This window comes from Bradyrhizobium sp. 22 (assembly GCF_000482425.1).
In the GTDB taxonomy this organism is placed as follows: Bacteria; Pseudomonadota; Alphaproteobacteria; order Rhizobiales; family Xanthobacteraceae; genus Bradyrhizobium; species Bradyrhizobium japonicum_B.
The window spans coordinates 3,251,785-3,274,587 of sequence record NZ_KI519399.1; the positions used below are offsets into that span (position 1 = coordinate 3,251,785).

Consider the following 22,803-nt stretch of genomic DNA (forward strand, 5'->3'; position numbering starts at 1 on the left):
TCCGATTCTGTGAGTCCTGAAATGCCCGCTTCGAAGCTTCGCCTCGGTGTCAATATCGATCACGTCGCAACCGTGCGCAACGCGCGCGGCGGCCGCCATCCCGATCCGGTGCGGGCGGCGCTGCTGGCGATCGAGGCCGGCGCCGACGGCATCACCGCCCATCTGCGCGAGGATCGCCGCCACATCCGCGACGAGGACATGGCGCGGCTGAAGGCTGAGATCTCCAAGCCGCTCAATTTCGAGATGGCGGCGACCGACGACATGATGCGCATCTCGCTCGCGACCAGGCCGCATGCGGTGTGCCTGGTGCCGGAGCGCCGGCAGGAGGTGACCACCGAAGGCGGGCTGGATGTGGTCGGCCAGCGTGACGCGCTCGCGCCCCGTATCGCGCAGCTGAGCGATGCCGGTATCCGGGTCTCGCTGTTCATCGCTGCCGATCCCGCCCAGATCGAGATGGCGGCGCAGCTGCGCGCGCCCGTGATCGAGATCCACACCGGCGCCTGGTGCGACGCCGTGGTCGACGGCCACAGCGCCAAGGCCGAGGCCGAATGGCAGCGGATCGTGGCGGGAGTGAAGCTGGCCAAGGCCGCCGGGCTTGAGGTCCACGCCGGGCACGGGCTCGACTACGCGACCGCGGAGACGATCGCGGCCCTGCCTGAGATCATGGAGCTCAACATCGGTTACTACATGATCGGCGAAGCGCTGTTCGTGGGGCTGGCCGAGACGGTGCGCAGCATGCGCGCGGCCATGGACCGCGGCCGGAGCCGGGCATGATCATCGGCATCGGCTCCGACCTGATCGACATCACCCGCGTCGCCAAGGTGATCGAGCGCCATGGCGAGCGCTTCCTCGACCGTGTCTTCACCGCGGCGGAGCGGGCCAAGGCGGAGCGCCGCGCCAAGAACGAGAAGATGGTGGTGGCGACCTACGCCAAGCGCTTCGCCGCCAAGGAGGCCTGCTCCAAGGCGCTCGGCACCGGGATCCGGCGCGGCGTCTGGTGGCGCGACATGGGGGTGGTCAACCTGCCGGGCGGGCGCCCGACCATGCAGCTGACCGGCGGCGCCCTGGCCCGGCTCCAGGCCCTGACGCCTGATGGCTTCGAGGCCCGGATCGACGTGTCGATCACCGACGACTGGCCGCTGGCGCAGGCCTTCGTCATCATTTCCGCCGTGCCGCTGCCGAAACCCTGACGCGGCGTCGTCGATTTTGTGATCTTCGTTGTAAATCAATATCTTACCCAGTTTTGATGCGATCCTTGATTGCGTGGCCTCCGACAACCGTCTAAAAGTCCGCGGACGCAAATCAGCCTGGGCGGGTTCGGCTTTACGCCGGAATTGGCCCTCACTGTCAGAATCAGGACAATCTCCTTGCGCCGCGAACCGGTGGGCCGTTCGCGGGAGGAGGGCGCTCTGTGATCGCCGACCGGAATTGAGAGAGCAATGAGCGTGACTTCGGGAACGAAAACTGAGAGCGGCGTCGGCGAAACGATCCGAGTCGTGATCCACGCTCTCCTGATCGCGCTGGTGATCCGAACCTTCCTGTTCCAGCCCTTCAACATCCCGTCCGGCTCGATGAAGGCGACGCTGCTGGTCGGCGACTATCTGTTCGTCTCGAAATATTCCTACGGCTACAGCCATTATTCGATTCCGTTCTCGCCGCCGCTGTTCTCCGGGCGGATCTGGGGCTCGGACCCGGACCGCGGCGACATCGTCGTGTTTCGCCTGCCGAAGGACGATTCCACCGATTACATCAAGCGCGTGATCGGCCTGCCCGGCGACCGCATTCAGATGCGGGACGGGCTGCTCTACATCAACGACACGCCGGTCGAGCGGCAGCGGATGAGCGAATATATCGGCGAGGAGCCCTGCGGCTCGGAAGGCGGCGGCATCTCCCGGGTAAAGCGCTGGAAGGAAACACTGCCGAACGGCGTGTCCTACGAGACGCTCGACTGCGCCGACAACGGCTACGTCGATAACACCAACGTCTACACCGTGCCGTCAGGCCATTTCTTCATGATGGGCGACAACCGCGACAACTCCACCGATAGCCGCTTTCTCGGCCAGGTCGGCTATGTGCCGAAGGAGAATCTGATCGGCCGCGCCCAGATGATCTTCTTCTCCATCGCCGAAGGCGAGCATGCCTGGATGTTCTGGCGCTGGCCGTGGGCAGTACGCTGGAATCGTTTCTTCAAAATCGTCCGATGAAAGACGAAGCCAAGGACATCCCGATCCAACCGGCCGAGGCGCAAGCCGCTCCTGAGGGCGAAGCTGCAGCGAAGACGCCTGCCAAGAAGAAGCGCACACGCAGCCGCAAGGCCAAGGGCACCGATGCGAATGCGGCGCTCGAGGCGCGCATCGGCCACAGCTTCACCGACCCGAACATGCTGATGCAGGCGATCACGCATGTCTCGGCGTTGAAGTCCGGGCGCAAGCGCGGCGACAGCTACCAGCGCCTGGAATTCCTCGGCGACCACGTGCTCGGGCTCGTCGTCTCCGACATGCTCTATCACGCCTTCCCGAACGCCGACGAGGGCGAGCTCTCCAAGCGCCTTGCCGAACTCGTGCGCAAGGAAAGCTGCGCCGACGTCGCCAAGTCGCTCGGACTGCTCGACGACATCAAGCTCGGCTCGGTCGGCTCCAGCGCCGATGCCCGGCTGCGCAAATCCATCCTCGGCGACATCTGCGAGGCCGTGATCGGCGCCGTCTTTCTCGATGGGGGCTACGCAGCGGCGTCCGAGTTCGTCAGGCGCAACTGGACCGAGCGCATGCACAAGCCGCGCCGTCCCTTGCGCGATCCCAAGACCGTGCTGCAGGAATGGGCGCAAGGCAAGGGGCTGCCGACGCCGGTTTACCGCGAGGTCGAGCGCACCGGCCCGCATCACGATCCGCAGTTCCGCGTCGCCGTCGACCTGCCGGGCCTCGCGCCGGCCGAGGGCGTTGGCGGCAGCAAGCGCGCGGCAGAAAAGGTGGCAGCTTCGGTGATGATCGAACGCGAAGGCGTCGGCGGCAGCAATGACGGCTGAAGCAAGCGGCGAGGCGCCCGTCGCGACGCGCTGCGGCTTCGTCGCGCTGATCGGCGCGCCGAACGTCGGCAAGTCCACGCTGGTCAATGCGCTGGTCGGCGCCAAGGTCACGATCGTCTCGCGTAAGGTGCAGACCACGCGCGCGCTGATCCGCGGCATCGTGATCGAGAACAACGCGCAGATCATCCTGGTCGACACGCCCGGCATCTTCCTGCCGAAGCGGCGGCTCGACCGCGCCATGGTCTCGACCGCCTGGAGCGGGGCGCATGACGCCGATCTCGTCTGCGTGCTGCTCGATGCCAAGACCGGCATCGACGAGGAGGCCGAGGCGATCCTCACCAAGGCTGCCAGCGTCAATCACGAGAAGATCCTCGTCATCAACAAGGTCGACCTGGTCCAGCGCGAGAAGCTGCTGGCGCTGGCGCAGGCCGCCAACGAGCGCATGAAATTCGCGCGCACCTTCATGATCGCGGCGATCTCCGGCGACGGCGTCGACGATCTCCGCAGGACGCTCGCCGAGATGGTGCCGCCGGGTCCGTTCCTCTACCCCGAGGACCAGATGTCGGACGCGCCGATGCGGCAGCTGGCGGCCGAGATCACGCGCGAGAAGATCTATCAGAAGCTGCACCAGGAGCTGCCCTACCAGTCCACGGTCGAGACCGACAAGTGGGAGGAGCGCAAGGACAAGTCGGTGCGGATCGAGCAGACGATCTTCGTCGAGCGCGAAAGCCAGCGCAAGATCGTGCTCGGCAAGGGCGGCGCCACCATCAAGTCGATCGGCGCGGACTCGCGGAAGGAGCTGATGCAGATCCTGGACGTGCCGGTGCATCTGTTCCTGTTCGTCAAGGTGCGCGAGAACTGGGGCGACGATCCCGATCGCTACCGCGAGATGGGTCTGGACTTTCCGAGAGAATAACCAAGAAAAGATCGGTATCCGATGAGCGTGCCCAGCAACGTCAGGCGCTTCGAAGCGCTGCTCTATGCATCGTTGATGCTAGACGCCTTGTCGGTGGCGGTGCAGGACCGCACGCCCAATGCCGAGATGACCGAGCAGATGATCATGACGGGGACCCTGCTCGCCGGCGGCATGATCCTGCTCCTTCTCTATTTCGTCCGGCTGGCCGCGCGTGAGCGCAGGAACTGGCCGCGCTGGGTGCTGGCGGCAGCGCTCGTGCTGTCGGTGATCTCGCTCGGCCAGATCATCGGCGCGAAGGGCCTCGAGCTCGACAGCGCCATCGAGATCGTGTCCTGCGCGCTGACCACGATGGGCCTGTATTTCTCCTTCACCGGCGACGCGCAGGGCTGGTTCAACGCGTGAGGCGCTGTGTCCCGGACAAGATGCAGCGCATGAGCGCTGCATCGCAGAGCCGGTACCCAGAACGCGACAAGGTGCAACGCGGAGAGATGGGCCCCGGCTCGGCAACGCGCCGCTTGCGCGCCGCGTTTTGTCCGGGGCACAAAGGATGCGAGCGGCACCGGAATCCTGTAATATTTCCCCATGGAATGGACCGACGAAGGCATTGTGCTGGGCGTGCGGCGGCATGGCGAATCCAGCGCCATCGTCGAGCTGCTGACGCGCGCGCACGGAAGGCATCTCGGCCTCGTGCGCGGTGGCGCCAGCTCGCGGCTGCGGCCGCTGCTGCAGCCGGGCAACAGCGTCAGCGCGGTCTGGCGGGCGCGGCTCGACGAGCATCTCGGCACTTATACGATCGAAGGGCTGAAGCTGCGCGCGGCCACGCTGCTCGGATCCTCCCACGGAGTCTACGGCATCACTCATCTCGCCTCGATCGCGCGCCTGCTGCCGGAACGGGATCCGCACGAGGAGATCTTTGCCCTGCTTGAGCATGCGCTCGACGATTTCGAGGACATCGGGGGGGCGGCCGTGCACCTCATCCATTTCGAGCTGGCAATGCTCGCCGAGCTCGGCTTCGGGCTGGCGCTGGAAAACTGTGCGGTGACCGGCGAGACCGCCGAGCTGATCTACGTCTCGCCGAAATCCGGCGGCGCAGTGTCGCGCAGCGCCGGCGAGCCCTGGCGAGACCGCCTGTTGCGCCTGCCGCCGTTCCTGCGCCAGGGCGAAACCGCCAGCGACCTGACCGAGCAGGACCTCCAGGACGGCTTTCGGCTCACCGGCCTGTTCCTGCTGCGCCACGTGCTGGAGCCGCGGGGGCAGGGCCATTCCGACGCGCGCGCGGGCTTCATCAACGCCCTGATCCGGCAACAGGCGCGACCCGCGATTCCTGCGCCATGAGCAGAACGGGACTCTGCCTTGTTCTCTCATGCAGAGTTCCTGGGGAACGAAATCGGGATCATCGAGTTCGCCCCAGAGGTTCCACAACGGGGACAGCCCAAATGTTGATCAGGGGATTCGCCTTTTCCGCGGCGCTGCTCGCGTTCGCGCCCGAAGCATGGGCCGGCGAGCCGCAACCCGGCGTGTTTCGCCGGGCGTCCTGCACCGTCGTGCGGTACTATGTGGCCAAATATTCCGCTGCTGCCGCAGAGGCATGGGCGCGGTCGAAGGGGGCGACGGAGGCCGAAATCGAGACCGCCCGGCGCTGTCTGGCCACTGCCCCGGCGCCGGCCCAGGACAAGACTAAGGACAAGACTAAGGACAAGACCCAGACCGTGACGGCCGGCTGGGCAGGGCACTAGCGCCCCACAGGGAACCAATCCATCCTTGCCCGATTCCCTTCCACGGTTTAACCGGGCGGCATGGGAAAACGAATCGTTCCGCCGGAAGAACCGGCCGAAATTCACGAGGTGCCGCTGCGTGAAGCGCTGGAAGAGCGCTATCTCGCCTATGCGCTCTCCACCATCATGCACCGCGCGCTGCCGGACGCGCGCGACGGCCTGAAGCCGGTCCATCGCCGCATCCTCTACGGCATGCGCCTGCTCAGGCTCGACCCCGGCACCGCCTTCAAGAAATCCGCCAAGATCGTCGGCGACGTGATGGGCTCGTTCCATCCGCACGGTGACCAGGCGATCTACGATGCCATGGTGCGCCTCGCGCAGGATTTCTCCTCGCGCTATCCGCTGGTCGACGGCCAGGGCAATTTCGGCAATATCGACGGCGATAATCCGGCCGCCTACCGCTACACCGAAGCGCGCATGACCGACGTCGCGCGGCTTCTGCTCGATGGCATCGACGAGGACGGCGTCGAATTCCGCGCCAATTACGACGGCCAGTCGAAGGAGCCGGTCGTGCTGCCCGGCGGCTTCCCGAACCTTCTCGCCAACGGCGCGCAGGGCATCGCGGTCGGCATGGCGACCTCGATCCCGCCGCACAACGCCGCCGAGCTTTGCGACGCCGCGCTGCACCTGATCGAAAAGCCCGACGCGAAGTCCAAGGCGCTGTTGAAGTGGGTGAAGGGCCCGGACTTCCCGACCGGCGGCATCATCGTCGATTCCAAGCAGGCGATCGCGGAGGCTTATACGACGGGGCGCGGCTCGTTCCGCGTTCGTGCACGCTGGTCGCAGGAGGAGGGCGCGCGCGGCACCTGGGTCGTCGTCGTCACCGAGATCCCCTTCCTGGTGCAGAAATCGCGCCTGATCGAGAAGGTCGCCGAGCTGCTCGACCAGAAGAAGCTGCCGCTGGTCGGCGACATCAGGGACGAGTCGGCCGAAGACGTCCGCATCGTGATCGAGCCGAAATCGAAGAACGTCGACCCGGCGCTGATGATGGAATCGCTGTTCCGGCTGACCGAGCTCGAAAACAAGATCCCGCTGAACCTCAACGTGCTGATCAAGGGCAAGGTGCCCAGGGTCGTGGGCCTTGCCGAGGCCTTGCGCGAATGGCTCGACCATCTGCGCGACGTCCTGATCCGCCGCAGCAATTACCGCAAGGCGCAGATCGAGCACCGGCTGGAGGTCCTCGGCGGCTTCCTGATCGCCTATCTGAACATCGACAAGGTGATCAAGATCATCCGCACCGAGGATGAGCCGAAACCGGCGCTGATGAAGGCGTTCAAGCTCACCGAGGTGCAGGCCGAAGCCATCCTCAACATGCGCCTGCGCTCCCTGCGCAAGCTCGAGGAAATGGAGATCCGCACCGAGGACAAGAACCTGCGTGCCGAGCTCAAGGGCATCAACGCCGTGCTCGCCTCTGAGGCCGAGCAGTGGAAGAAGGTCGGCGAGCAGGTCGGCAAGGTCCGGGACATGTTCGGGCCGAAGACGCCGCTCGGCAAGCGCCGCACCACGTTTGCCGACGCGCCCGAGCACGATCTCGCCGCGATCGAGGAGGCATTCGTCGAGCGCGAGCCGGTGACGGTCGTCGTTTCCGACAAGGGCTGGATCCGCACCATGAAGGGCCATGTCGAGGATCTCTCGGGGCTCGCCTTCAAGCAGGACGACAAGCTCGGCTTCGCCTTCTTCGCCGAGACGACCTCGAAGCTCCTTCTGCTCGCCACCAACGGCAAGTTCTACACGCTCGATGTCGCCAAGCTGCCGGGCGGCCGCGGTCACGGCGAGCCGATCCGCCTGTTCATCGATCTCGAGCAGGAGGCGGCGCCGGTTGCGCTGTTCGTCAACAAGGGCGGGCGCAAATTCCTGGTCGCCAGCCACGAGGGCCAGGGCTTCGTCGTCAACGAGGACGATTGCGTCGGCACCACCAAGAAGGGCAAGCAGGTCCTCAACGTCGACATGCCGAACGAGGCGCGCGCGATCACCGAAGTGGTCGGCGACACCGTCGCTGTCATCGGCGAGAACCGCAAGATGCTCATCTTCCCGCTCGACCAGGTGCCGGAAATGGCGCGCGGCCGCGGCGTGCGCCTGCAGAAATACAAGGACGGCGGCCTCTCGGACGTGACCGTGTTCGAGGCCAAGGCCGGCCTGACCTGGAAGGACTCCGCGGGCCGCGAATTCTCCGCGACCATGAAGGAACTCGCCGAGTGGCAGGGCACCCGCGCCGACGCCGGCCGGCTGCCGCCGAAGGGTTTCCCGAAGTCGAACAAGTTCGGCAAGGTGATCGGGTAGGCGCTCTCGTGTCCCGGACGCGCTGCAACGCTCTTCGCGTTGCTGCGCAGAGCCGGGACCCACGCGGCACGGATTGCACGGAGACATGGGCCCCGGCTCTGCAGCGCACCGTCGAAGGGACGCTGCGCTGCGTCCGGGGCACGAGCCAGGGTGTGATCCACATCTGTCTCCTCAATGACGGGAAGTGAGAGCGCCACTCTCCAATTCGCATTCCGCCGCTCTGCGACGTCTGATACGGTTCACGACGCCGGTGTTCTGGAAGGTCGAGAAGTAGCGCGATGTACGATGTCATTGTTGTCGGCGGCGGCTCCGCCGGTGCGGCGGTCGCGGCGCGGCTGTCGGAGGATCCCGCGCGGCGCGTCCTGTTGCTCGAGGCAGGCCGCGACTGGCGCGCGGACGAGGCACCGTGGGAGGTGAGGACGCCGAACCCGATCCCGATCATTCACAAGCGCGAGTACCAGGAGAAATGGCAATGGCCTGATCTGCTGTCGCGCCGGGTCGCCGGGCAGGAGGCGCGCTTCTACTGGCGCGGCAAGGGGCTCGGCGGCTCGTCGATGATGAACGGCCAGATCGCGATCCGCGGCGTGGCCGACGCCTTCGACGAATGGGCCGCCAATGGCTGCACCGGCTGGTTGGCCAGGGAGGTGATGCCGCTGTTCTCCGTGATCGAGGACGATTTGGAGTTCGGCGATGCCGAGGGCCACGGAAGCGGCGGGCCGCTGCCGGTCTATCGCGCGCCGCTGGAGACATGGGGACCGATCGATCGCGGCTTGCGCGATGCGGCGCTGGCGAGCGGCTATCCCTGGTGTGCCGACCTCAACGGCCCGGACGGTGAGGGCGTCGCCTGCTATCCCATCAACAGCCGCGACAGCCGCCGCATCAGCACCAATGAGGGTTATCTCGAGCCGGCGCGCGGCCGCGCCAATCTGGAGATCCGCGGCCATGCGCTGGTCGATCGCGTGCGGATCAGCGAAGGTCGCGCCACCGGCGTCCGCGTTCATAGCGAGGGGCAGGGCACCCACGAGATCGACGCGCGCCAGATCGTGCTCTGCGCTGGCGCCATCCACAGCCCGGCGATCCTGCTGCGCTCGGGGATCGGGCCGGCCGAGGAATTGAAGGCGATGGGCATTGCGGTCGCGCGTGACCTGCCCGTTGGCCGCCACTTCTTCGATCACCCGCTGTTTCGCGCCACGATCCAGCTCCGCGAGGAGTTGCGGCCGACCGATCCGGACACCCGCCATACCAATTGCTGCGTGACCTATTCCTCGGGCCTCGCCGCTGGCGGCAAGCGCGACATGATCCTGATCGCTTTCAATCATCGCGGCATCGGCGTGCCGGGCGCGATCGGCGCCGGCCTGTTCAACGCGTATTCCCGCGGCACGCTCAGATTGGCCTCGCCCGATGCCGCGATCGATCCTGTCGTCGAGGAGAACATGCTGGCCGATCCCCGCGACATGCTGCGCATGATGGATGCGGTGAAGCGCCTCGCGGTGATCACGTCGCAACCGGCGCTGGCTGGCATCGCCGACTGGATCCGGCTCGCCGACACCGACCTGACGCTGCCACAGGCCGCCAGCCTGCCGGACCGCGAGCTCGACGCGGTGCTGCGCCGTGAGACCGGCGACATCCAGCACGCCGCCGGCAGCTGCCGCATGAGCGGCGTCAATGATCCCGACGGCGTGGTCAATCCCGACGGCACGGTTAAGGGCATTTCCGGCCTGCGCGTCGCCGACGCCTCGATCATGCCGTCCGACTGCCGCGCCAATACGCATTTCACGACGGTGGTGATCGGCGAGGCGATCGCACGGATGATGACGCGGTAGTGCGACAAAGACGATGGTGGCGGTGTTCGCCGCTCCCTCTGCGTCATTGCGAGCGCAGCGAAGCGATCCAGAGTCTTTCCGCGGAGGCAGTCCTGGATTGCTTCGCTGCGCTCGCAATGACGGAACAAGGGGCGGGACCGTCGCTCTTCAATTCTCATTTCATACAGCAGACACACTACCGCCTTCTCGCGGCGCATGTCGCCCGAGTTTTGCGCTCGCACGCCCTCGACAAAGACAAGGGCGCAGGGAAGGCCGGGCGCCGGCGGCACCCGAGTCCGTGCGCGACAGAAGATGCACACGGGGTGGACCACAGGTGATGCCGGTCGCCCGGCCTTCCCTGCGCGAATGGTTTTAACGGTGTCCTTCGTGCTCTCCTCGGGGAGCGTTGCACTATTGCCCCCGTCGCCTTGCGGCTGGTAGATGCGCGCGCCGGTCGGCCGCCACATCACCGCAAAGGCTTGACGCCAGAACCCCGGGCGCCGGGACCACACGACTTCTCCGTCCGCGCACGTCCTCGCATGTCGCTCCGAGGGGTGGCGTGTGCTCGCCCCCGGAGCCATGCGAAGACGCTGTCGGCGCCGTGTCGTATGCGCGGCAAGCCATTGCTCACGGTGTCCCGCCCTGCAATGCCGCTCGCGCCGACGCCGTCGCGTCCATCGCTGCCCAGCCCGCGGTTCGTGACGATCGCGATCCGCCCCTCGTCTCGGGCCAGGGTGTTTTGCTTGTACGACGAATCCGAATTTCGGTAAAGTGGAATATTTTGCAGGGCGGGGCTTGACAGGCGGCTTGGTCAAACTGACCGGGCTGTTTTGCCCGACGGGCGCCGTGCACCGCGTGACGCTCGGAGTGCGAACTTCCGGTTTCGATTGGCCGGCAAAGGCCGCTGCAAGGCTCTTGCAGCGACCTTGCATGTCGCAAGGCAATGTTCGGCGTTCAGATCATCTGGCCGCCCGACACTTCGATCCGTTGCCCGGTAACCCAGCGATTGTCCTCACTCAGCAGGCTCGCGACCATCGGGCCGATATCATCGGGGACACCAACGCGGCCCAGCGCAGTCATGGCGGCGAATTGCTTGTTCACGTCGGGATTGTCGCGCACCAAGCCACCACCAAAGTCGGTCTCGATCGCGCCGGGCGCAACGCTGTTGACGCGGATGCCACGCGGCCCGAGTTCCCTGGCCATGCAGACCGCCATCATGTCGGCAGCGGCCTTCGCCATGGTGTAGACGGCGAAGCCCGGATAGGTGACGCGCGTCAAGCCGCTGCCGATGGTGACGATCGAGCCACCGTCCGCCATCAGCGGCAACAGGGCCTGGGTGAGGAAGAATACGCCTTTGACATGGAGGTTCATCTGCTGATCGAACTGGGCCTCGGTGGTCTCGCTGAGCGGAGCGAAGAGGCCGTCGCCGGCATTGTGCACGAGGTAGTCGAAGCTCTCGCGGCCAAATGTCTCCTTCAGCGTCTGAGCGAGTCTTCGCGCGAAGGAGGGAAATCCGGCGACGTCGGCGCTGTCCAATTGAAAGGCCACGGCCCGGCGTCCCAGCGCCTCGATCTCGGAAACGGCACTCTCCGCGAGATCCGCACGGCTCCGATAGGTGATGATGACATCGCTGCCCTTGCGCGCGATGTTGACCGCCATGTTGCGGCCAAGGCCGCGGCTCGCACCGGTGACGATTGCAATTTTAGCCATGTGATGTCTCCTTCGGTTGGCACGGCGAAGGTGGCACGCACCGCGGCATTCGAGTTGCCGGATCCTTGAGCCTTCTTGCCTATTCCTCCAAATGACCGCGAGCCTCGCTCAGGCCGGGCCGGCGCTGCGTCGAACGATCAATTCACGATGCCCAAAGTTGGAGCAGGCCGGCCATGTTGCCGGAGCCCGCGGTTGGTATAAATTCGCGGAATGACGACCTTGCTCGAAACGGTTCGCCGCTATGCGGATCTGCATTCAGATCAGAACGGCGCGGCCAGGACGCCGATCCCGGGCCTTACGGCCATACGGGCGCTGACGCCGGGCCAGCTCCAATACGCGATCAACCGGCCGCTCGTTGCGCTCGTCCTGCAGGGTCGCAAGCGCGTCACGATGGGCGCGCACAGCTTCGATTTCGGCGCCGGCGAGTCGCTCCTGATCTCGGCGGATGTGCCGACCGTCAGCCAGATTACCCGCGCCAGCGCAAAGGCCCCATATTTGTCCCTGGTCGTCGAGCTCGACCCGGCGGTGATCGCGAGCCTGGTCGTGGAGATGAACCTTGCTCCCGAGCAGCAAGGCATTCCCGTGCGGGTCGATCCGACCGAATCCGAGGTTGCCGATGCCGCGCTGCGCTTGATGCGACTGCTCGAGCGTCCGTCTTCCTTGCCGGTTCTGCAATCTCAGTTCGTTCGCGAAATCCACTATTGGCTGCTGGCGGGGCGACACGGCGCGGCGATCAGGGCTCTCGGGGTGGCCGACAGCCACGCGCAACGCATCGCGCGCGCCGTCGCGATCATTCGATCCGAATACGCGAAGCCTCTGAGGGTCGAACGCCTGGCCGAAGCGGCTGCCATGAGTCCGTCCTCGTTTCACCAGCATTTCCGCGCGATGACGTCGCTTAGTCCCCTGCAATTTCAGAAGCAGCTGCGCCTCATCGAGGCGCGTCGGATGATGTTGTCGGAGGGCTCCGACGTGAGCAGCGCGGCCTTCGGCGTCGGTTACGAAAGCGTGTCGCAGTTCACGAGAGAATATGGGCGCTTGTTCGGGCTGCCGCCTGCCAGGGATATCAAGGCCGCGCTCGGCCAGCTGGAGACCGCAGCCTGAAGCCGAGCCGGGCCATCGACCACCCGGGACGCGCAAGGCCGGATGACGTAGCGGCGATCTCCTTCCTAGATCACACCCGCCAGCCGCAGCGCCACGCCGGCCGCGCAGCTTCCCGCCAGCACCGTCAGCATCCCCAGCTTGAAGCGGAAGATCGCCGTCGCCGCGGCGATCGCCAGCACCAGCGCGGGGATGTCCACGCTCGTCAGCACCGGCCTGTCGAAGTTCAGCGGAAACGCCTGCACCGGCACCGTCTCGCGAAACAACGTGTGCAGCGCGAACCAGATCGAGAGGTTGAGGATCACGCCGACCACGGCCGCGGTGATGGCGCTGAGCGCGCCGGCAAGGCCGATGTTGCCGCGCAGGCGCTCGATGTAGGGCGCGCCGACGAAGATCCAGAGGAAGCAGGGCGTGAAGGTGACCCAGGTCGCGAGCAGGCCGCCGAGCGTCGCCGCCAGCATCGGCGACAGTCCGCTCGGGTCGCGATAGGCCGCCATGAAGCCGACGAACTGCAGCACCATGATCAGCGGGCCCGGCGTGGTCTCGGCCATGCCGAGCCCGTCCAGCATCTCGTGCGGCTTTAGCCAGTGATAATGCTCGACCGCCTGCTGGGCGACATAGGCCAGCACGGCATAGGCGCCGCCGAAGGTGACCAGCGCCATCTTCGAGAAGAACAGCGCGATCTGGCTGAAGACGTTGTCGTGCCCGAGCAGCACGAGCAGCGCGACGACCGGCACCAGCCAGAGCGCCAGCCACAACGTGGCGACGCGGATTGCGCGCGCGGTGTCGGGCTTGACGTGGTCGGGCACGGCCTCGCCGAGCATGCTGTCGATTGCGGCGCTGCCGCCGCCAGGGCCGTGACCGCTTGGTGCGAATTCCGGCCGGCCGCCGCGCGCGCCGGCATAGCCAATCAGGCCGGCGGCGATGATGATGATCGGGAAGGGCGCCGCGAAGAAGAAGATCGCGACGAAGGCCGCGGCCGCAATCGCGATCATGATGCGGTTCTTCAGCGCGCGCTTGCCGACCCGAACCACGGCCTCGATCACGATGGCGAGCACGGCGGCCTTCAGCCCGAAGAACAGCGCCTCGACGAAGCTGACATTGCCGAAAGCCGCGTAGACGTAGCTGAGGCCCATGATGGCGATGATGCCGGGCAGGATGAACAGCCCGCCCGCCATCAGCCCGCCCTTGGTGCGATGCATCAGCCAGCCGACATAGGTCGCGAGCTGCTGCGCCTCCGGGCCCGGCAGCAGCATGCAGTAATTCAGCGCATGCAGGAAGCGGCCTTCGGAGATCCACTTCTTCTCCTCGACCAGGATGCGGTGCATCACCGCGATCTGGCCCGCGGGCCCGCCGAAGCTCAGACAGGCGACGCGAAGCCAGACCCGAAAGGCTTCGTTGAAGCTGACGCCGTGACCGGCGTCAGCTCCTGCTTGAACATTCCTTGTGTCCATCAAGCCTTCACCTTGTTGGTCGGCCAGTTGTGGGTCTCGGCCGTGGCATCGCGACACCAGCGGTAGAAGGCATCGTACAGCGTCATGCCGGCCTCGAGCTGTTCGAGGTCGTCGTCATACATCCGCGACAGGCCGAGCGAGGCCACAAGCAGGCCGGGCGCCTCCGGGGCCAGGTCGGGCCGCGCAGTGTCGGCCCCGCGCACCAGCGTCGCCAGCCGCAGCAGGGCCGGGGTGGCGATGCCGAACTCCTCGATCATGACGTCGAAGGTGCAGAGCTCGCCGCGGTGGCTCCAGAACACGTTCTCGATGTCGAACGGCGCCGCATTGAAGCGTTCGCCGACCGCGACCACTTCGGAGGGAGCGACATAGAGGAAGACCGCGCCCGGATCGACGAAGCGGCGGATCAGCCAGGGGCAGGCGATGCGGTCGACCTTCGGCCGCGCCCGCGTCACCCAGACCGTGCGTCCCCTGGCATCGCGTGGCGGCAGCTTGCGGGCGTCGACCAGCGGCAGCTTGGCTGCCTTCCAGCCCTCGAAGCCGCCTTCCAGCGTCTCGGCCTCGACGCCGAGCTGGCGCAGCCAGGCCGCGGTGCCCTGGGCGAGTTTCTCGCCGCGGAAGCATGCGACGACGGCTCGGCGGCCGGTGAAGTCGCCGCCCCAGTCCGTCACATGCTCGTGGCTGAGCTTGATGGAGCCGGGGATCAGCCGCCGGTCGGCGGCAAAATCCTCCTCGGTGCGGACATCGATGAGAACGGGAGCGTTGGCCGTGCCGATCAGGCGCGCCAGTTTATCGGATGATATGGTCGTGAAGCTAGACATGTTGCGTCCTCGCAAGAAACCAACGGGACGCGATGCTTGGGCTTGTCGCCTCGTGGGGAGATCGCTCAAATCCCCATGGCTCGGATTACAGCGAAACTAACAAGCACTGTCAATCCGCAGGACGATTGGAGCTTAGAAAATTGGTGCCCGCCGTTTATATTCCGCGCGGACCGACCTGAATCTTCGGGAGACTTCGATGCATTCCCATTCCATCGACCAATGGACCCACGACCACGCCTTCCTGGGCGAGCAGCACGACGCCAACGAGCGCCGCACCTGGTTCGTGGTCGTGCTGACGCTGGTCATGATGGTCGGCGAGATCGTGGCCGGCTCGCTGTTCGGCTCGATGGCTCTGCTGGCCGACGGCTGGCACATGGGCACGCATGCGGCCGCGCTCGGCATCGCCGCCTTTGCCTACCGCTTCGCGCGCCGGCATCTGGGCAATGCGCATTTCACCTTCGGCACCGGCAAGTTCGGCGATCTCGCCGCCTTCGCCAGCGCGGTCATCCTGGGCCTGATCGCGATCGAGATCGCCTATGAGAGCGTGCTGCGGCTGATCAATCCGGTGCCGATCGTCTATGGCGAGGCGATGGCGGTGGCCGTCCTCGGCCTCGGCGTCAACCTCGCCAGCGCCTGGCTGCTGCGCGGCAGCCACGATCATCACCATCACGGTCATGCCCACGACCACGGTCATGCGCATGACGACCACGACCATCATGATCATCAGCACCATCATCACGACAACAATCTGCGTGCGGCCTATGTCCATGTCATGACCGATGCCGCGACCTCGGTGCTCGCGATCGCCGCGCTCGCGGTCGCCATGGTTTCGGGATGGGTCTGGGCCGATCCGGCCGTAGGCCTGATCGGCAGCGTGGTGATCGCGAGCTGGGCGTTCGGCCTGATCAAGTCATCGGGGGCGGTGCTGCTCGACGTGCGCGCCGACGAGAAGCTGGAGCGGGTGATCCGCGCGCGCATGGAGGTCGGCGACGACCGCGTCACCGACCTCCATCTCTGGCAGGTCGGCCCCGGCCATTGCGCCGTGCTGCTCTCGGTGGTGTCGGACAAGCCGCAGCAGCCGGCGGTCTACAAGCGGCGGCTCGCCGGGCTGAAGGGCCTCAGCCACGTCACGGTGGAGGTCGAGACCTGCCCGCATTGACGGGCCGCGCGAACGGACCCGCCGCGTTGTGCTGCTGCCACCAGGCTGGCAGCAGTGACGTGCTAACGCCCCGGAGGAACTCCGTGACGGGAGATGGCGGTGGGCGAGTGGGCCGGAGTTGCGATCGCGTTGGCGTCGAGCAGCTTCGGCGGGACCGCTGCTGCCATTACGCGCTATCTCGTCAACGGCGCCGATCCCATCCTGCTCGCGATCCTGCGCTGGGGGATCGGCTTTCTCTGCTTGTTGCCTTGCGCGCTTCTGCTCGGCGTGCGGTGGCCGCAACGGCCCGACTGGCCGGTGGTGATGCTGCTTGGCATCTGCTTCTTCGGCCTGTTTTTCATCCTCTATAACATCGCGGTCTCCTACACGACCGCCGCGCGCGCCAGTCTCGCGCTGGCGACGTTGCCGCTCCACACCATGATGGTCGGCGCGCTGCTTGGCGTGGAGCGCCTGTCCGCGCGCAAGATCACGGGCGTCGGCACCGCCGTGCTCGGTGTGGCGGCGGCCCTTGCCGCTGGCCTCGCGCAGAGCCCGCCCGGCGCCTGGCGCGGCGAGTTGATCATGACCGGCGCCGTGTTCTGCATGGCGTTCTACAACGTGCTATCGCGTCCGCTGATGCAGCGCTCCAGCGCGCTCGGCTTTCTCACCGTCGGCATGGGCGCGGGCGCCGGGATGCTGGTGCTTGTGGGCCTGGTGAACGGCAGCTTTGCGGCGCTCTCGCACTTCACGGCGGCGCAGTGGATTGCCGGCGTCTATCTGGGCATTGGCGGCGGCGCTCTCGCCTTCATCCTCTGGGTCATGGCGCTGGCGCGGGCGACGCCGACCCGGGTCGCCAATACGATGACGGTCAATCCGGTCGCCGCGGCTCTGCTGGCGGCGCTGCTGATCGGCGAGCCGATCACGGGAAATCTTCTGGTCGGGCTGGTCGCGGTGTTCGCCGGTATCTGGATTGCGACCAGCGAGGCAAAGGCGGCCTAGCTCCGCGGCGCGGTCGCCGGCGGCGGGCTCGCCTCCGACGTCTTCTTCGGCTTCAGCGTGCCGGCATAGAACGACAGCAGCCAGACCAGAAGGAGGGCGAGGAGGTAGACGCCCCAGGCCTGCGGCGGCGTGGTCGCCCAGCGCAGGAGGCCTTTGAATGTGCGGGGCGGGCCGGCATCGTCGCTCATGGCTCGCTTCTGCGCGAAAGCGGCTGCGCCGTCAATCCGGTGGCCGCTCGGGGCGGATCAGGAACAGTGCCGCCAGCGCGGAGAGGCTGAGGGCAGAGGAGACGATCAGCACCTTGGCGCCCATGAGGTCGATCAGCAGGCCGAAGGCGAGCGGCGCCACGGCCTGCGCCATCCGTGCCGGGGCGCCGATGATGCCGAGACGATAGCCGAAATCCTTCGGGCCGAAGATCGACAGCGGCAGCGTGCCGCGCGCGATCGTCAGGATGCCGTTGCCCGAGCCGTGGAACAGCGCGAAGGCGCTCGCCGCGGCGCCGCCGAAGATCGCCACGATCACCGCGCCGATCGGATGGGTGAGGCTGGCCAGCCGCGTCGACCACAGCGGATGGAAGCGGCTGAGGAAGCCCGCCTCCAACATGCGTGCGCCGACTTGCGCCGGGCCGATCAGGGCGCCGGCCGCGATCGCCTCGGCTGGCGTTGCGCCTGTCGCCTCCAGGATGCGGGGGAAATGCGCGGCCATGGCGCCGGTGACGGTCCAGACCGCCGCGAAGATGAAGGCGAGCAGGAGCATGGTGCGGTCGAGCGGCAAATGCGGCTTCGTGGCCGTGGCCGCCGCGCGGCTGGCGCCCTTGATCGCCGGCAGCATGAAGAAATTGAGCGGCAGGCCGATCAGGATGTTGGCGGCAGCCCAAGCAAAGCAGGTCTCGCGCCAGCCGATATGGGCAAGGCCCCAGGCGGTGAGCGGCCAGCCGACGGTCGACGCAAAGCCCGCCATCAGCGTGATGCCGGTGATGGGTCTGCGCGCCTCGGTGCCGTAGATGCGCCCCAGCGCGGCGAAGGCGGCGTCGTAAAGCCCCATCGCCATGCCGATGCCGAGCACGAGCCAGGCGATCGCCATCACCGCGACCGAGTGCGAGAGCCCGAGCAGCACGAGACCGCCGGCAATGGTCAGGTTCGAGGCCGACAGCACCTGGCGGCCGCCGACGAGGTCGATCTGCCGCCCGATCCGCGGGCCGAGCATCGCCGAGATCACCAGCGAGGCCGAGAACGCGCCGAAGATCCAGTTGGAGGAGACGCCGAGGTCGCGCGCCATGGGATCGGCGATCAGCGCCGGCAGGTAATAGCTCGAGGCCCAGGCCAGGGTCTGCGTGGTGCCCAGCGCCAGGATGATCGGAAGCTGCCGCTGGCTCATCGGCGCGTGCTTCCGATTCTGGCCGACAAGATCATCATCGTCGGCATTTGCTCCCGTGCGGCGAGGGCGTCAACCGCAGCCTCGGCATATTCGACCTGCGCGGGACGGGGAGCCTTGCGTGCGCGGCTTTGCGCCTTTCGTCCGTCACGAATGCACGCCATAATAGCGCATGCAAACAGCTTCACGCCTTTCCTTGATAAACTGGATCGCCAGCCAGGGGCTCACGGGCCTGCCCGAACAGGAACTGCTGCGCGGCTTCTGCGAGCGCTGCTGCGACGAAGGGCTCGAGCTGTCGCGCGGCCTCGTGATCATCGACACGCTGCATCCGATCTACGAGGGCCGCGCGTTCCGCTGGAGCGATACGCCGAGCAACGAGAGCGACGTCATCGAATACGGCTCGACGGCGGAGGGCGATGCGGCCAAGAACTGGCGCCGCTCGGTGTTCTACCATTTGCTCGAGCACGGCGAAGACGAGATGGTGATCGATCTCGCCGAGGCGCCGTCGCTGGATTTTTCGCAGATCGACGACCTCGCTGAAAGCGGCCACCGGCATTTCCTGGCTTTCGTGCACCGCTTCGGCGAGAGCGGAGCGCTCGGGCAGATGGACTGCCTCTACTCCTCCTGGACCACGCGGCGCGACGATGGCTTCACCGAGGCCGAGCTTGCCGCGCTGCGCGATCTCGTGCCGGTGCTCGGTCTCGCGATCAAGTCGGCGCAACAGGTCGACATCGTGCGCACGCTCGGCCGGGTCTATCTCGGCCGCGACGCCTCCGAGCAGGTGCTGCGCGGGCGCATCTCGCGCGGCGTCACCGAGCGCATCAATGCCGTGCTCTGGTACTCCGATCTGCGCGGCTCGACCGGGATCAGCGAGAGCATCGGCCCCGACGAGATCATCCCGTTCCTCAACGACTATGCGCAGGCCGTGATCGACGCCATCCACGAGGCCGGCGGCGACGTGCTCAAGCTGATCGGCGACGGCGTGCTCGCCATGTTCTGGGGCGAGGACATGGCGGATGCGCGGCGGGCGGCGCTGCGCGCCGAGCACCTGTTCCGCAAGAATATCGTGGCGCTCAATGCCCGCCGCGCGGCGGAGGGGCGTCCGACCACGTCAGCCTATATCGGCCTGCATGTCGGCCAGGTCTTCTACGGCAATATCGGCAGCGAGGACCGGCTCGATTTCACGGTGGTCGGTCCGACCGTGAACGAGGTCAGCCGCATCGCCGCGATGAGCCGCTCGGTCGACCGCGAGCTGCTGGCGTCATCGGAGTTCTACCAGGGTCTCGATGCCGCCGGGCGCCGCTATCTCGTCTCCACCGGCCGCTATGCGCTGCGCGGCATCGGCCGTGCGCAGGATCTCTACACCCTCGATCCCGAGGTCGATGCAAGCGAGCCGGTGACGGGAAGCTACGAGCGCTATCTGGCCGGTTAGGCCTCGCTGTTTCGACATACTCCGTCATTGCGAGGAGCTCTTGCGACGAAGCAATCCAGACTGTCTCCGTGGAAAGATTCTGGATTGCTTCGCTCGCGATGACGGCGTGGTTAGCATTGCGCCGCCACTTCATCCCCCACCATGTCCGGCTGCCGATCGAGCGCCACGGCCGGCGAAAGCCAGATCACCAGGGCCTGCACGCCGAACACGGCGGCTGCCAGATAGAGGCACGCTTCCGCGCTCCACAGCCCGCCGACCACCGCGCCCAGCACTGAGCCGAGCGGGCGGGCGCCGTAGCTCATGATGTTGATGGCGGAGACGCGTCCGAGCAGGCGCGGCGGCGTCACCGACTGGCGCAGCGTCGTGGTCGAGATCACCCACAGGATCGGCCCGACGCCGAGCAGGAAGAAGCTCAAACCCGCGAGCCAGGGCGAGGGGACCAGCACCGTCAGCGCCATCACGACCGCGGCAACGAGGCCGGTGACCGGGCCGAGGCCGACCACGGTGCCGAAGGCGATGCGCCGCATCACGCGGGTGGCGAGCAGCGCGCCGGTCACCATGCCGACGCCGTACATTGTCAGCACCGTGCCGACGCCCGCGGCGGTGAGGCCGAGATGGCGCACGGCATAGGGCACGAACACGGCGATCTGCAGGAACCAGCCCGTGTTGAAGATGAACTGGGTGATGAACACCGGCCGCAGTAGCGGATGGTGAAACACGAAGGCCGCTCCTTCGCGGATGTCCTGCAGCGGATGGCGGCGCGGCGCCGGTGCGCGGGCGGGTTCAAAGATGCCGGATAGCAGCACCACCGCGATCGCCGACAGCGCCGCGGCGAAGCCGAAGGCCGGGCTCGCGCCCCACCAGCCCACCAATGCGCCGCCGAGCGCAGGTCCGCTGGCGAAGGCGACGGTGCGCGCCAGCTCGATCCGCGCATTGGCCGCCGGCAACAGCTCGGCGCTCACCAGCGAGGGCACCAGCGCCGGCGCGGCCACGCTGTAGACCACGGTGCCGCACACCGCCGCGAAGCCGAGTAGCGCCAGCAGCGGCAGATTGAGCGCGCCGAGCGCGAGCAGCAGCACGATGGCCGCGAGCGCCACGGCCCGCAGCGCCTCGGCTCCTGCCATCAGCGAGCGGCGCGAGATGCGGTCGGCGAGCAGGCCGGCGGGAATGGCGAACAGCACGAAGGGCAGGGTCAGCGCGGTCTGCAACAGGCCGGTCTGGCCTTCCGCGACCCCAAGCGTGAGCACCGCGACGATGGGGGCGGCCGCCAAGGCGATTTGTTCGGCCGACTGCGCCGCAAGGTTGGACCAGGCGAGGCGGCTGAAGGTGTCGGGGAGGCGAGGCGGGTTTGACATGGCTCATGTCCTGCAAAGTCGGGTTGGCGCCAGTATTCGGCGCCGGGGGCGGCCAAACCCACCCGCTTCCCGACAAGGAGGGCAGATGACAGCCAGGCCGAGAGCCCATGCCACTAGATGCAGTTGCAAATGAGTTGCAATAAGATTCGATTTCGGTATTCTCGCCGAATGGATGCCCGATCGCCTGATTTGACCCCCGACACCGCCGGCTGGCGCAGTGATGCGCCGGTCACCAAGAGCCTCGCCGAGGTCAACGCCACGATCGCCCTGCCGGTCGCCGGCCGCTGGTGGCGCCGGCTGCTCGCTTTCGTCGGCCCGGGCTATCTCGTCTCGGTCGGCTACATGGACCCCGGCAACTGGGCGACCGACCTCGCCGGCGGATCGAAGTTCGGCTACACGCTGCTCTCGGTCATCCTGCTCTCGAACCTGATGGCGATCCTGCTGCAATCGCTGGCGGCCCGGCTCGGCATCGTCACCGACCGCGACCTCGCCCAGGCCTGCCGCGCCACCTATTCGCCGGCGGTGAACTTCCTGCTCTGGATCGCCTGCGAGGCGGCGATCATCGCCTGCGATCTCGCCGAGGTCATCGGCACCGCGATCGCGCTGAAGCTCCTGTTCGGCATTCCCCTGGTCGGCGGCGCGCTGCTCGCCGCACTCGATGCCTTCCTGCTGCTGCTGCTGATGAACCGCGGCTTCCGTTTCCTCGAAGCCTTCGTCATCGCGCTGCTGGCGGTGATCGCGGTCTGCTTCGCGGTCCAGATCGCGGCCGCGGCGCCGCCGGTCGCCGAGGTGCTGCGCGGCTTCATGCCGAAGAGCGAGATCTTCACCAACCCCGAAATGCTCTACATCGCGATCGGCATCATCGGCGCGACCGTGATGCCGCACAATCTTTATCTGCACTCCTCGATCGTGCAGACGCGCGCCTATGAGCGCAACGACGAAGGCCGCCGCGAGGCGATCAAATGGGCGACGACGGATTCGACCATTGCCCTGATGCTGGCGCTGTTCATCAACGCCGCAATCCTCGTCGTCGCCGCTGCGACCTTCCACAAGAGCGGCCATTCGGATGTCGCCGAGATCGGTCAGGCATTCGAGCTGTTGTCGCCGCTGCTGGGCCTCGGCATCGCCTCGACGCTGTTCGCGGTGGCGCTGCTCGCCTCCGGCCTGAACTCGACGGTGACGGCGACGCTCGCCGGCCAGATCGTGATGGAAGGCTTTCTCGATCTGCGCCTGCCGAACTGGGCGCGCCGCCTGCTCACGCGCGGCATCGCCATCGTCCCCGTGATCGTCGTCACCGCGATCTATGGCGAGCGCGGCACGGCGGATCTGCTGGTGTTCAGCCAGGTCGTGCTGTCGATGCAATTGCCCTTCGCCGTCATTCCGCTGGTCCGCTTCGTTTCCGACCGGCGCAAGATGGGCAAGTTCACGATACCGAGATCGGTCGCGGCGATCGCCTGGATCGTCGCGGGCGTGATCGTGGTCCTGAACCTGAAGCTGTTGTTCGATACGTTCTTTGGATGAGACGGCCCGCTGCTTTGGTGCGGAGGCTCTGCGGCGAGCTGGTTCCCGCGCGAGTCCGGCCATATCCGTTATGCGCGCATTGCGCTGAGCCCTTTTCCGAGTTCCGCAT

At 66.7% G+C, this 22,803-nt stretch carries 21 protein-coding genes; 15 read left to right on the top strand and 6 right to left on the bottom strand.

What is annotated here, in order from left to right; translation table 11 throughout:
* Positions 1-21 precede the first annotated feature (21 nt).
* From K410_RS0116705 to K410_RS0116750, 10 genes are all read left to right on the top strand, one after another.
* The gene (locus tag K410_RS0116705; RefSeq protein ID WP_028135959.1) at positions 22-774 is read left to right on the top strand and encodes a pyridoxine 5'-phosphate synthase; all 753 of its coding nucleotides are present in this window, start codon (positions 22-24) and stop codon (positions 772-774) included.
* A complete protein-coding gene (gene acpS, locus K410_RS0116710) occupies positions 771-1,190 on the top strand; it encodes a holo-ACP synthase (protein ID WP_028135960.1) in 420 nt (139 codons plus the stop codon). Before K410_RS0116705 ends, acpS begins: the two co-directional genes overlap by 4 nt.
* Positions 1,191-1,439: 249 nt before the next feature.
* Positions 1,440-2,204 carry a signal peptidase I gene (lepB, locus tag K410_RS0116715; RefSeq protein ID WP_028135961.1) on the top strand — a complete coding sequence of 255 codons (765 nt, stop codon included), beginning with the start codon at positions 1,440-1,442 and terminating at the stop codon, positions 2,202-2,204.
* Positions 2,201-3,022 (top strand): ribonuclease III, encoded by an 822-nt coding sequence (rnc, locus tag K410_RS0116720; RefSeq protein ID WP_028135962.1) that lies wholly within the window; start codon positions 2,201-2,203, stop codon positions 3,020-3,022. Before lepB ends, rnc begins: the two co-directional genes overlap by 4 nt.
* Positions 3,012-3,938, top strand: a complete 927-nt coding sequence (gene era, locus K410_RS0116725) for a GTPase Era (protein ID WP_028135963.1) — start codon at positions 3,012-3,014, stop codon at positions 3,936-3,938. The genes rnc and era overlap by 11 nt, the downstream gene beginning before the upstream one ends.
* 21 nt (positions 3,939-3,959) lie before the next feature.
* Positions 3,960-4,340: a hypothetical protein gene (locus tag K410_RS0116730; RefSeq protein ID WP_028135964.1), complete on the top strand. Its 381-nt coding sequence runs from the start codon at positions 3,960-3,962 to the stop codon at positions 4,338-4,340.
* Between the two features lie 180 nt (positions 4,341-4,520).
* A complete protein-coding gene (gene recO, locus K410_RS0116735) occupies positions 4,521-5,273 on the top strand; it encodes a DNA repair protein RecO (RefSeq protein ID WP_028135965.1) in 753 nt (250 codons plus the stop codon).
* A gap of 101 nt (positions 5,274-5,374) precedes the next feature.
* Positions 5,375-5,674, top strand: coding sequence for a hypothetical protein (locus K410_RS0116740; RefSeq protein ID WP_028135966.1), 300 nt, complete (start codon positions 5,375-5,377; stop codon positions 5,672-5,674).
* Positions 5,675-5,734: 60 nt separating this feature from the next.
* On the top strand, positions 5,735-7,993 hold the full coding sequence (parC, locus tag K410_RS0116745; protein ID WP_028135967.1) for a DNA topoisomerase IV subunit A: 2,259 nt from the start codon (positions 5,735-5,737) through the stop codon (positions 7,991-7,993).
* Between the two features lie 278 nt (positions 7,994-8,271).
* Entirely contained in the window at positions 8,272-9,816 is a 1,545-nt protein-coding gene (locus tag K410_RS0116750) for a GMC family oxidoreductase (RefSeq protein WP_028135968.1), read from the top strand.
* 933 nt (positions 9,817-10,749) lie between these two features.
* Here the strand turns inward: K410_RS0116750 and K410_RS0116755 are convergent.
* Complete coding sequence (locus K410_RS0116755; RefSeq protein WP_028135969.1) at positions 10,750-11,505, bottom strand: SDR family NAD(P)-dependent oxidoreductase; 756 nt, start codon at positions 11,503-11,505, stop codon at positions 10,750-10,752.
* Between the two features lie 210 nt (positions 11,506-11,715).
* Here K410_RS0116755 and K410_RS0116760 point away from each other — a divergent pair, with 210 nt between their 5' ends.
* Positions 11,716-12,606 carry an AraC family transcriptional regulator gene (locus K410_RS0116760; RefSeq protein WP_028135970.1) on the top strand — a complete coding sequence of 297 codons (891 nt, stop codon included), beginning with the start codon at positions 11,716-11,718 and terminating at the stop codon, positions 12,604-12,606.
* A 65-nt stretch (positions 12,607-12,671) separates the two neighbouring features.
* Here K410_RS0116760 and chrA read toward each other — a convergent pair whose 3' ends face one another.
* Both chrA and K410_RS0116770 read right to left on the bottom strand, forming a co-directional pair.
* On the bottom strand, positions 12,672-14,057 hold the full coding sequence (chrA, locus tag K410_RS0116765; RefSeq protein WP_028135971.1) for a chromate efflux transporter: 1,386 nt from the start codon (positions 14,055-14,057) through the stop codon (positions 12,672-12,674).
* On the bottom strand, positions 14,057-14,875 hold the full coding sequence (locus tag K410_RS0116770) for a chromate resistance protein ChrB domain-containing protein (RefSeq protein ID WP_028135972.1): 819 nt from the start codon (positions 14,873-14,875) through the stop codon (positions 14,057-14,059). The genes chrA and K410_RS0116770 overlap by 1 nt, the downstream gene beginning before the upstream one ends.
* Positions 14,876-15,071: 196 nt before the next feature.
* Between K410_RS0116770 and dmeF the strand changes: the two genes are divergently transcribed.
* Both dmeF and K410_RS0116780 read left to right on the top strand, forming a co-directional pair.
* Entirely contained in the window at positions 15,072-16,034 is a 963-nt protein-coding gene (gene dmeF / locus K410_RS0116775; RefSeq protein WP_028135973.1) for a CDF family Co(II)/Ni(II) efflux transporter DmeF, read from the top strand.
* A gap of 99 nt (positions 16,035-16,133) precedes the next feature.
* Positions 16,134-17,012, top strand: coding sequence for a DMT family transporter (locus K410_RS0116780; protein ID WP_028135974.1), 879 nt, complete (start codon positions 16,134-16,136; stop codon positions 17,010-17,012).
* On the opposite strand, the gene K410_RS0116785 is transcribed toward K410_RS0116780, so the two are convergent.
* A complete protein-coding gene (locus tag K410_RS0116785; protein WP_028135975.1) occupies positions 17,009-17,200 on the bottom strand; it encodes a hypothetical protein in 192 nt (63 codons plus the stop codon). The genes K410_RS0116780 and K410_RS0116785 overlap by 4 nt on opposite strands.
* 31 nt (positions 17,201-17,231) lie before the next feature.
* Positions 17,232-18,389, bottom strand: coding sequence for an MFS transporter (locus K410_RS0116790; RefSeq protein ID WP_028135976.1), 1,158 nt, complete (start codon positions 18,387-18,389; stop codon positions 17,232-17,234).
* Between the two features lie 169 nt (positions 18,390-18,558).
* On the opposite strand from K410_RS0116790, the gene K410_RS0116795 reads away from it, so the two are divergent.
* A complete protein-coding gene (locus tag K410_RS0116795) occupies positions 18,559-19,818 on the top strand; it encodes an adenylate/guanylate cyclase domain-containing protein (RefSeq protein ID WP_028135977.1) in 1,260 nt (419 codons plus the stop codon).
* Between the two features lie 110 nt (positions 19,819-19,928).
* Here the strand turns inward: K410_RS0116795 and K410_RS0116800 are convergent, their stop codons facing one another.
* Positions 19,929-21,173, bottom strand: coding sequence for an MFS transporter (locus K410_RS0116800; RefSeq protein ID WP_028135978.1), 1,245 nt, complete (start codon positions 21,171-21,173; stop codon positions 19,929-19,931).
* A 168-nt stretch (positions 21,174-21,341) separates the two neighbouring features.
* On the opposite strand from K410_RS0116800, the gene K410_RS0116805 reads away from it, so the two are divergent.
* Positions 21,342-22,694 (top strand): Nramp family divalent metal transporter, encoded by a 1,353-nt coding sequence (locus tag K410_RS0116805; protein ID WP_028135979.1) that lies wholly within the window; start codon positions 21,342-21,344, stop codon positions 22,692-22,694.
* The last annotated feature ends 109 nt before the right edge of the window (positions 22,695-22,803 follow it).

What these genes read in the sequence shown, in the direction of transcription:
- K410_RS0116755 (WP_028135969.1), bottom strand. Translation starts at nt 11,505, where the DNA reads ATGGCTAAAATTGCAATCGTCACCGGTGCGAGCCGCGGCCTTGGCCGC.
- chrA (WP_028135971.1), bottom strand. Translation starts at nt 14,057, where the DNA reads ATGGACACAAGGAATGTTCAAGCAGGAGCTGACGCCGGTCACGGCGTC.
- rnc (WP_028135962.1), top strand. Translation starts at nt 2,201, where the DNA reads ATGAAAGACGAAGCCAAGGACATCCCGATCCAACCGGCCGAGGCGCAA.
- dmeF (WP_028135973.1), top strand. Translation starts at nt 15,072, where the DNA reads ATGCATTCCCATTCCATCGACCAATGGACCCACGACCACGCCTTCCTG.
- K410_RS0116730 (WP_028135964.1), top strand. Translation starts at nt 3,960, where the DNA reads ATGAGCGTGCCCAGCAACGTCAGGCGCTTCGAAGCGCTGCTCTATGCA.
- K410_RS0116785 (WP_028135975.1), bottom strand. Translation starts at nt 17,200, where the DNA reads ATGAGCGACGATGCCGGCCCGCCCCGCACATTCAAAGGCCTCCTGCGC.
- K410_RS0116805 (WP_028135979.1), top strand. Translation starts at nt 21,342, where the DNA reads ATGGATGCCCGATCGCCTGATTTGACCCCCGACACCGCCGGCTGGCGC.
- parC (WP_028135967.1), top strand. Translation starts at nt 5,735, where the DNA reads ATGGGAAAACGAATCGTTCCGCCGGAAGAACCGGCCGAAATTCACGAG.
- K410_RS0116740 (WP_028135966.1), top strand. Translation starts at nt 5,375, where the DNA reads ATGTTGATCAGGGGATTCGCCTTTTCCGCGGCGCTGCTCGCGTTCGCG.
- acpS (WP_028135960.1), top strand. Translation starts at nt 771, where the DNA reads ATGATCATCGGCATCGGCTCCGACCTGATCGACATCACCCGCGTCGCC.
- lepB (WP_028135961.1), top strand. Translation starts at nt 1,440, where the DNA reads ATGAGCGTGACTTCGGGAACGAAAACTGAGAGCGGCGTCGGCGAAACG.
- K410_RS0116800 (WP_028135978.1), bottom strand. Translation starts at nt 21,173, where the DNA reads ATGTCAAACCCGCCTCGCCTCCCCGACACCTTCAGCCGCCTCGCCTGG.
- K410_RS0116705 (WP_028135959.1), top strand. Translation starts at nt 22, where the DNA reads ATGCCCGCTTCGAAGCTTCGCCTCGGTGTCAATATCGATCACGTCGCA.
- K410_RS0116760 (WP_028135970.1), top strand. Translation starts at nt 11,716, where the DNA reads ATGACGACCTTGCTCGAAACGGTTCGCCGCTATGCGGATCTGCATTCA.
- K410_RS0116790 (WP_028135976.1), bottom strand. Translation starts at nt 18,389, where the DNA reads ATGAGCCAGCGGCAGCTTCCGATCATCCTGGCGCTGGGCACCACGCAG.
- recO (WP_028135965.1), top strand. Translation starts at nt 4,521, where the DNA reads ATGGAATGGACCGACGAAGGCATTGTGCTGGGCGTGCGGCGGCATGGC.
- K410_RS0116795 (WP_028135977.1), top strand. Translation starts at nt 18,559, where the DNA reads ATGCAAACAGCTTCACGCCTTTCCTTGATAAACTGGATCGCCAGCCAG.
- K410_RS0116750 (WP_028135968.1), top strand. Translation starts at nt 8,272, where the DNA reads ATGTACGATGTCATTGTTGTCGGCGGCGGCTCCGCCGGTGCGGCGGTC.
- K410_RS0116770 (WP_028135972.1), bottom strand. Translation starts at nt 14,875, where the DNA reads ATGTCTAGCTTCACGACCATATCATCCGATAAACTGGCGCGCCTGATC.
- era (WP_028135963.1), top strand. Translation starts at nt 3,012, where the DNA reads ATGACGGCTGAAGCAAGCGGCGAGGCGCCCGTCGCGACGCGCTGCGGC.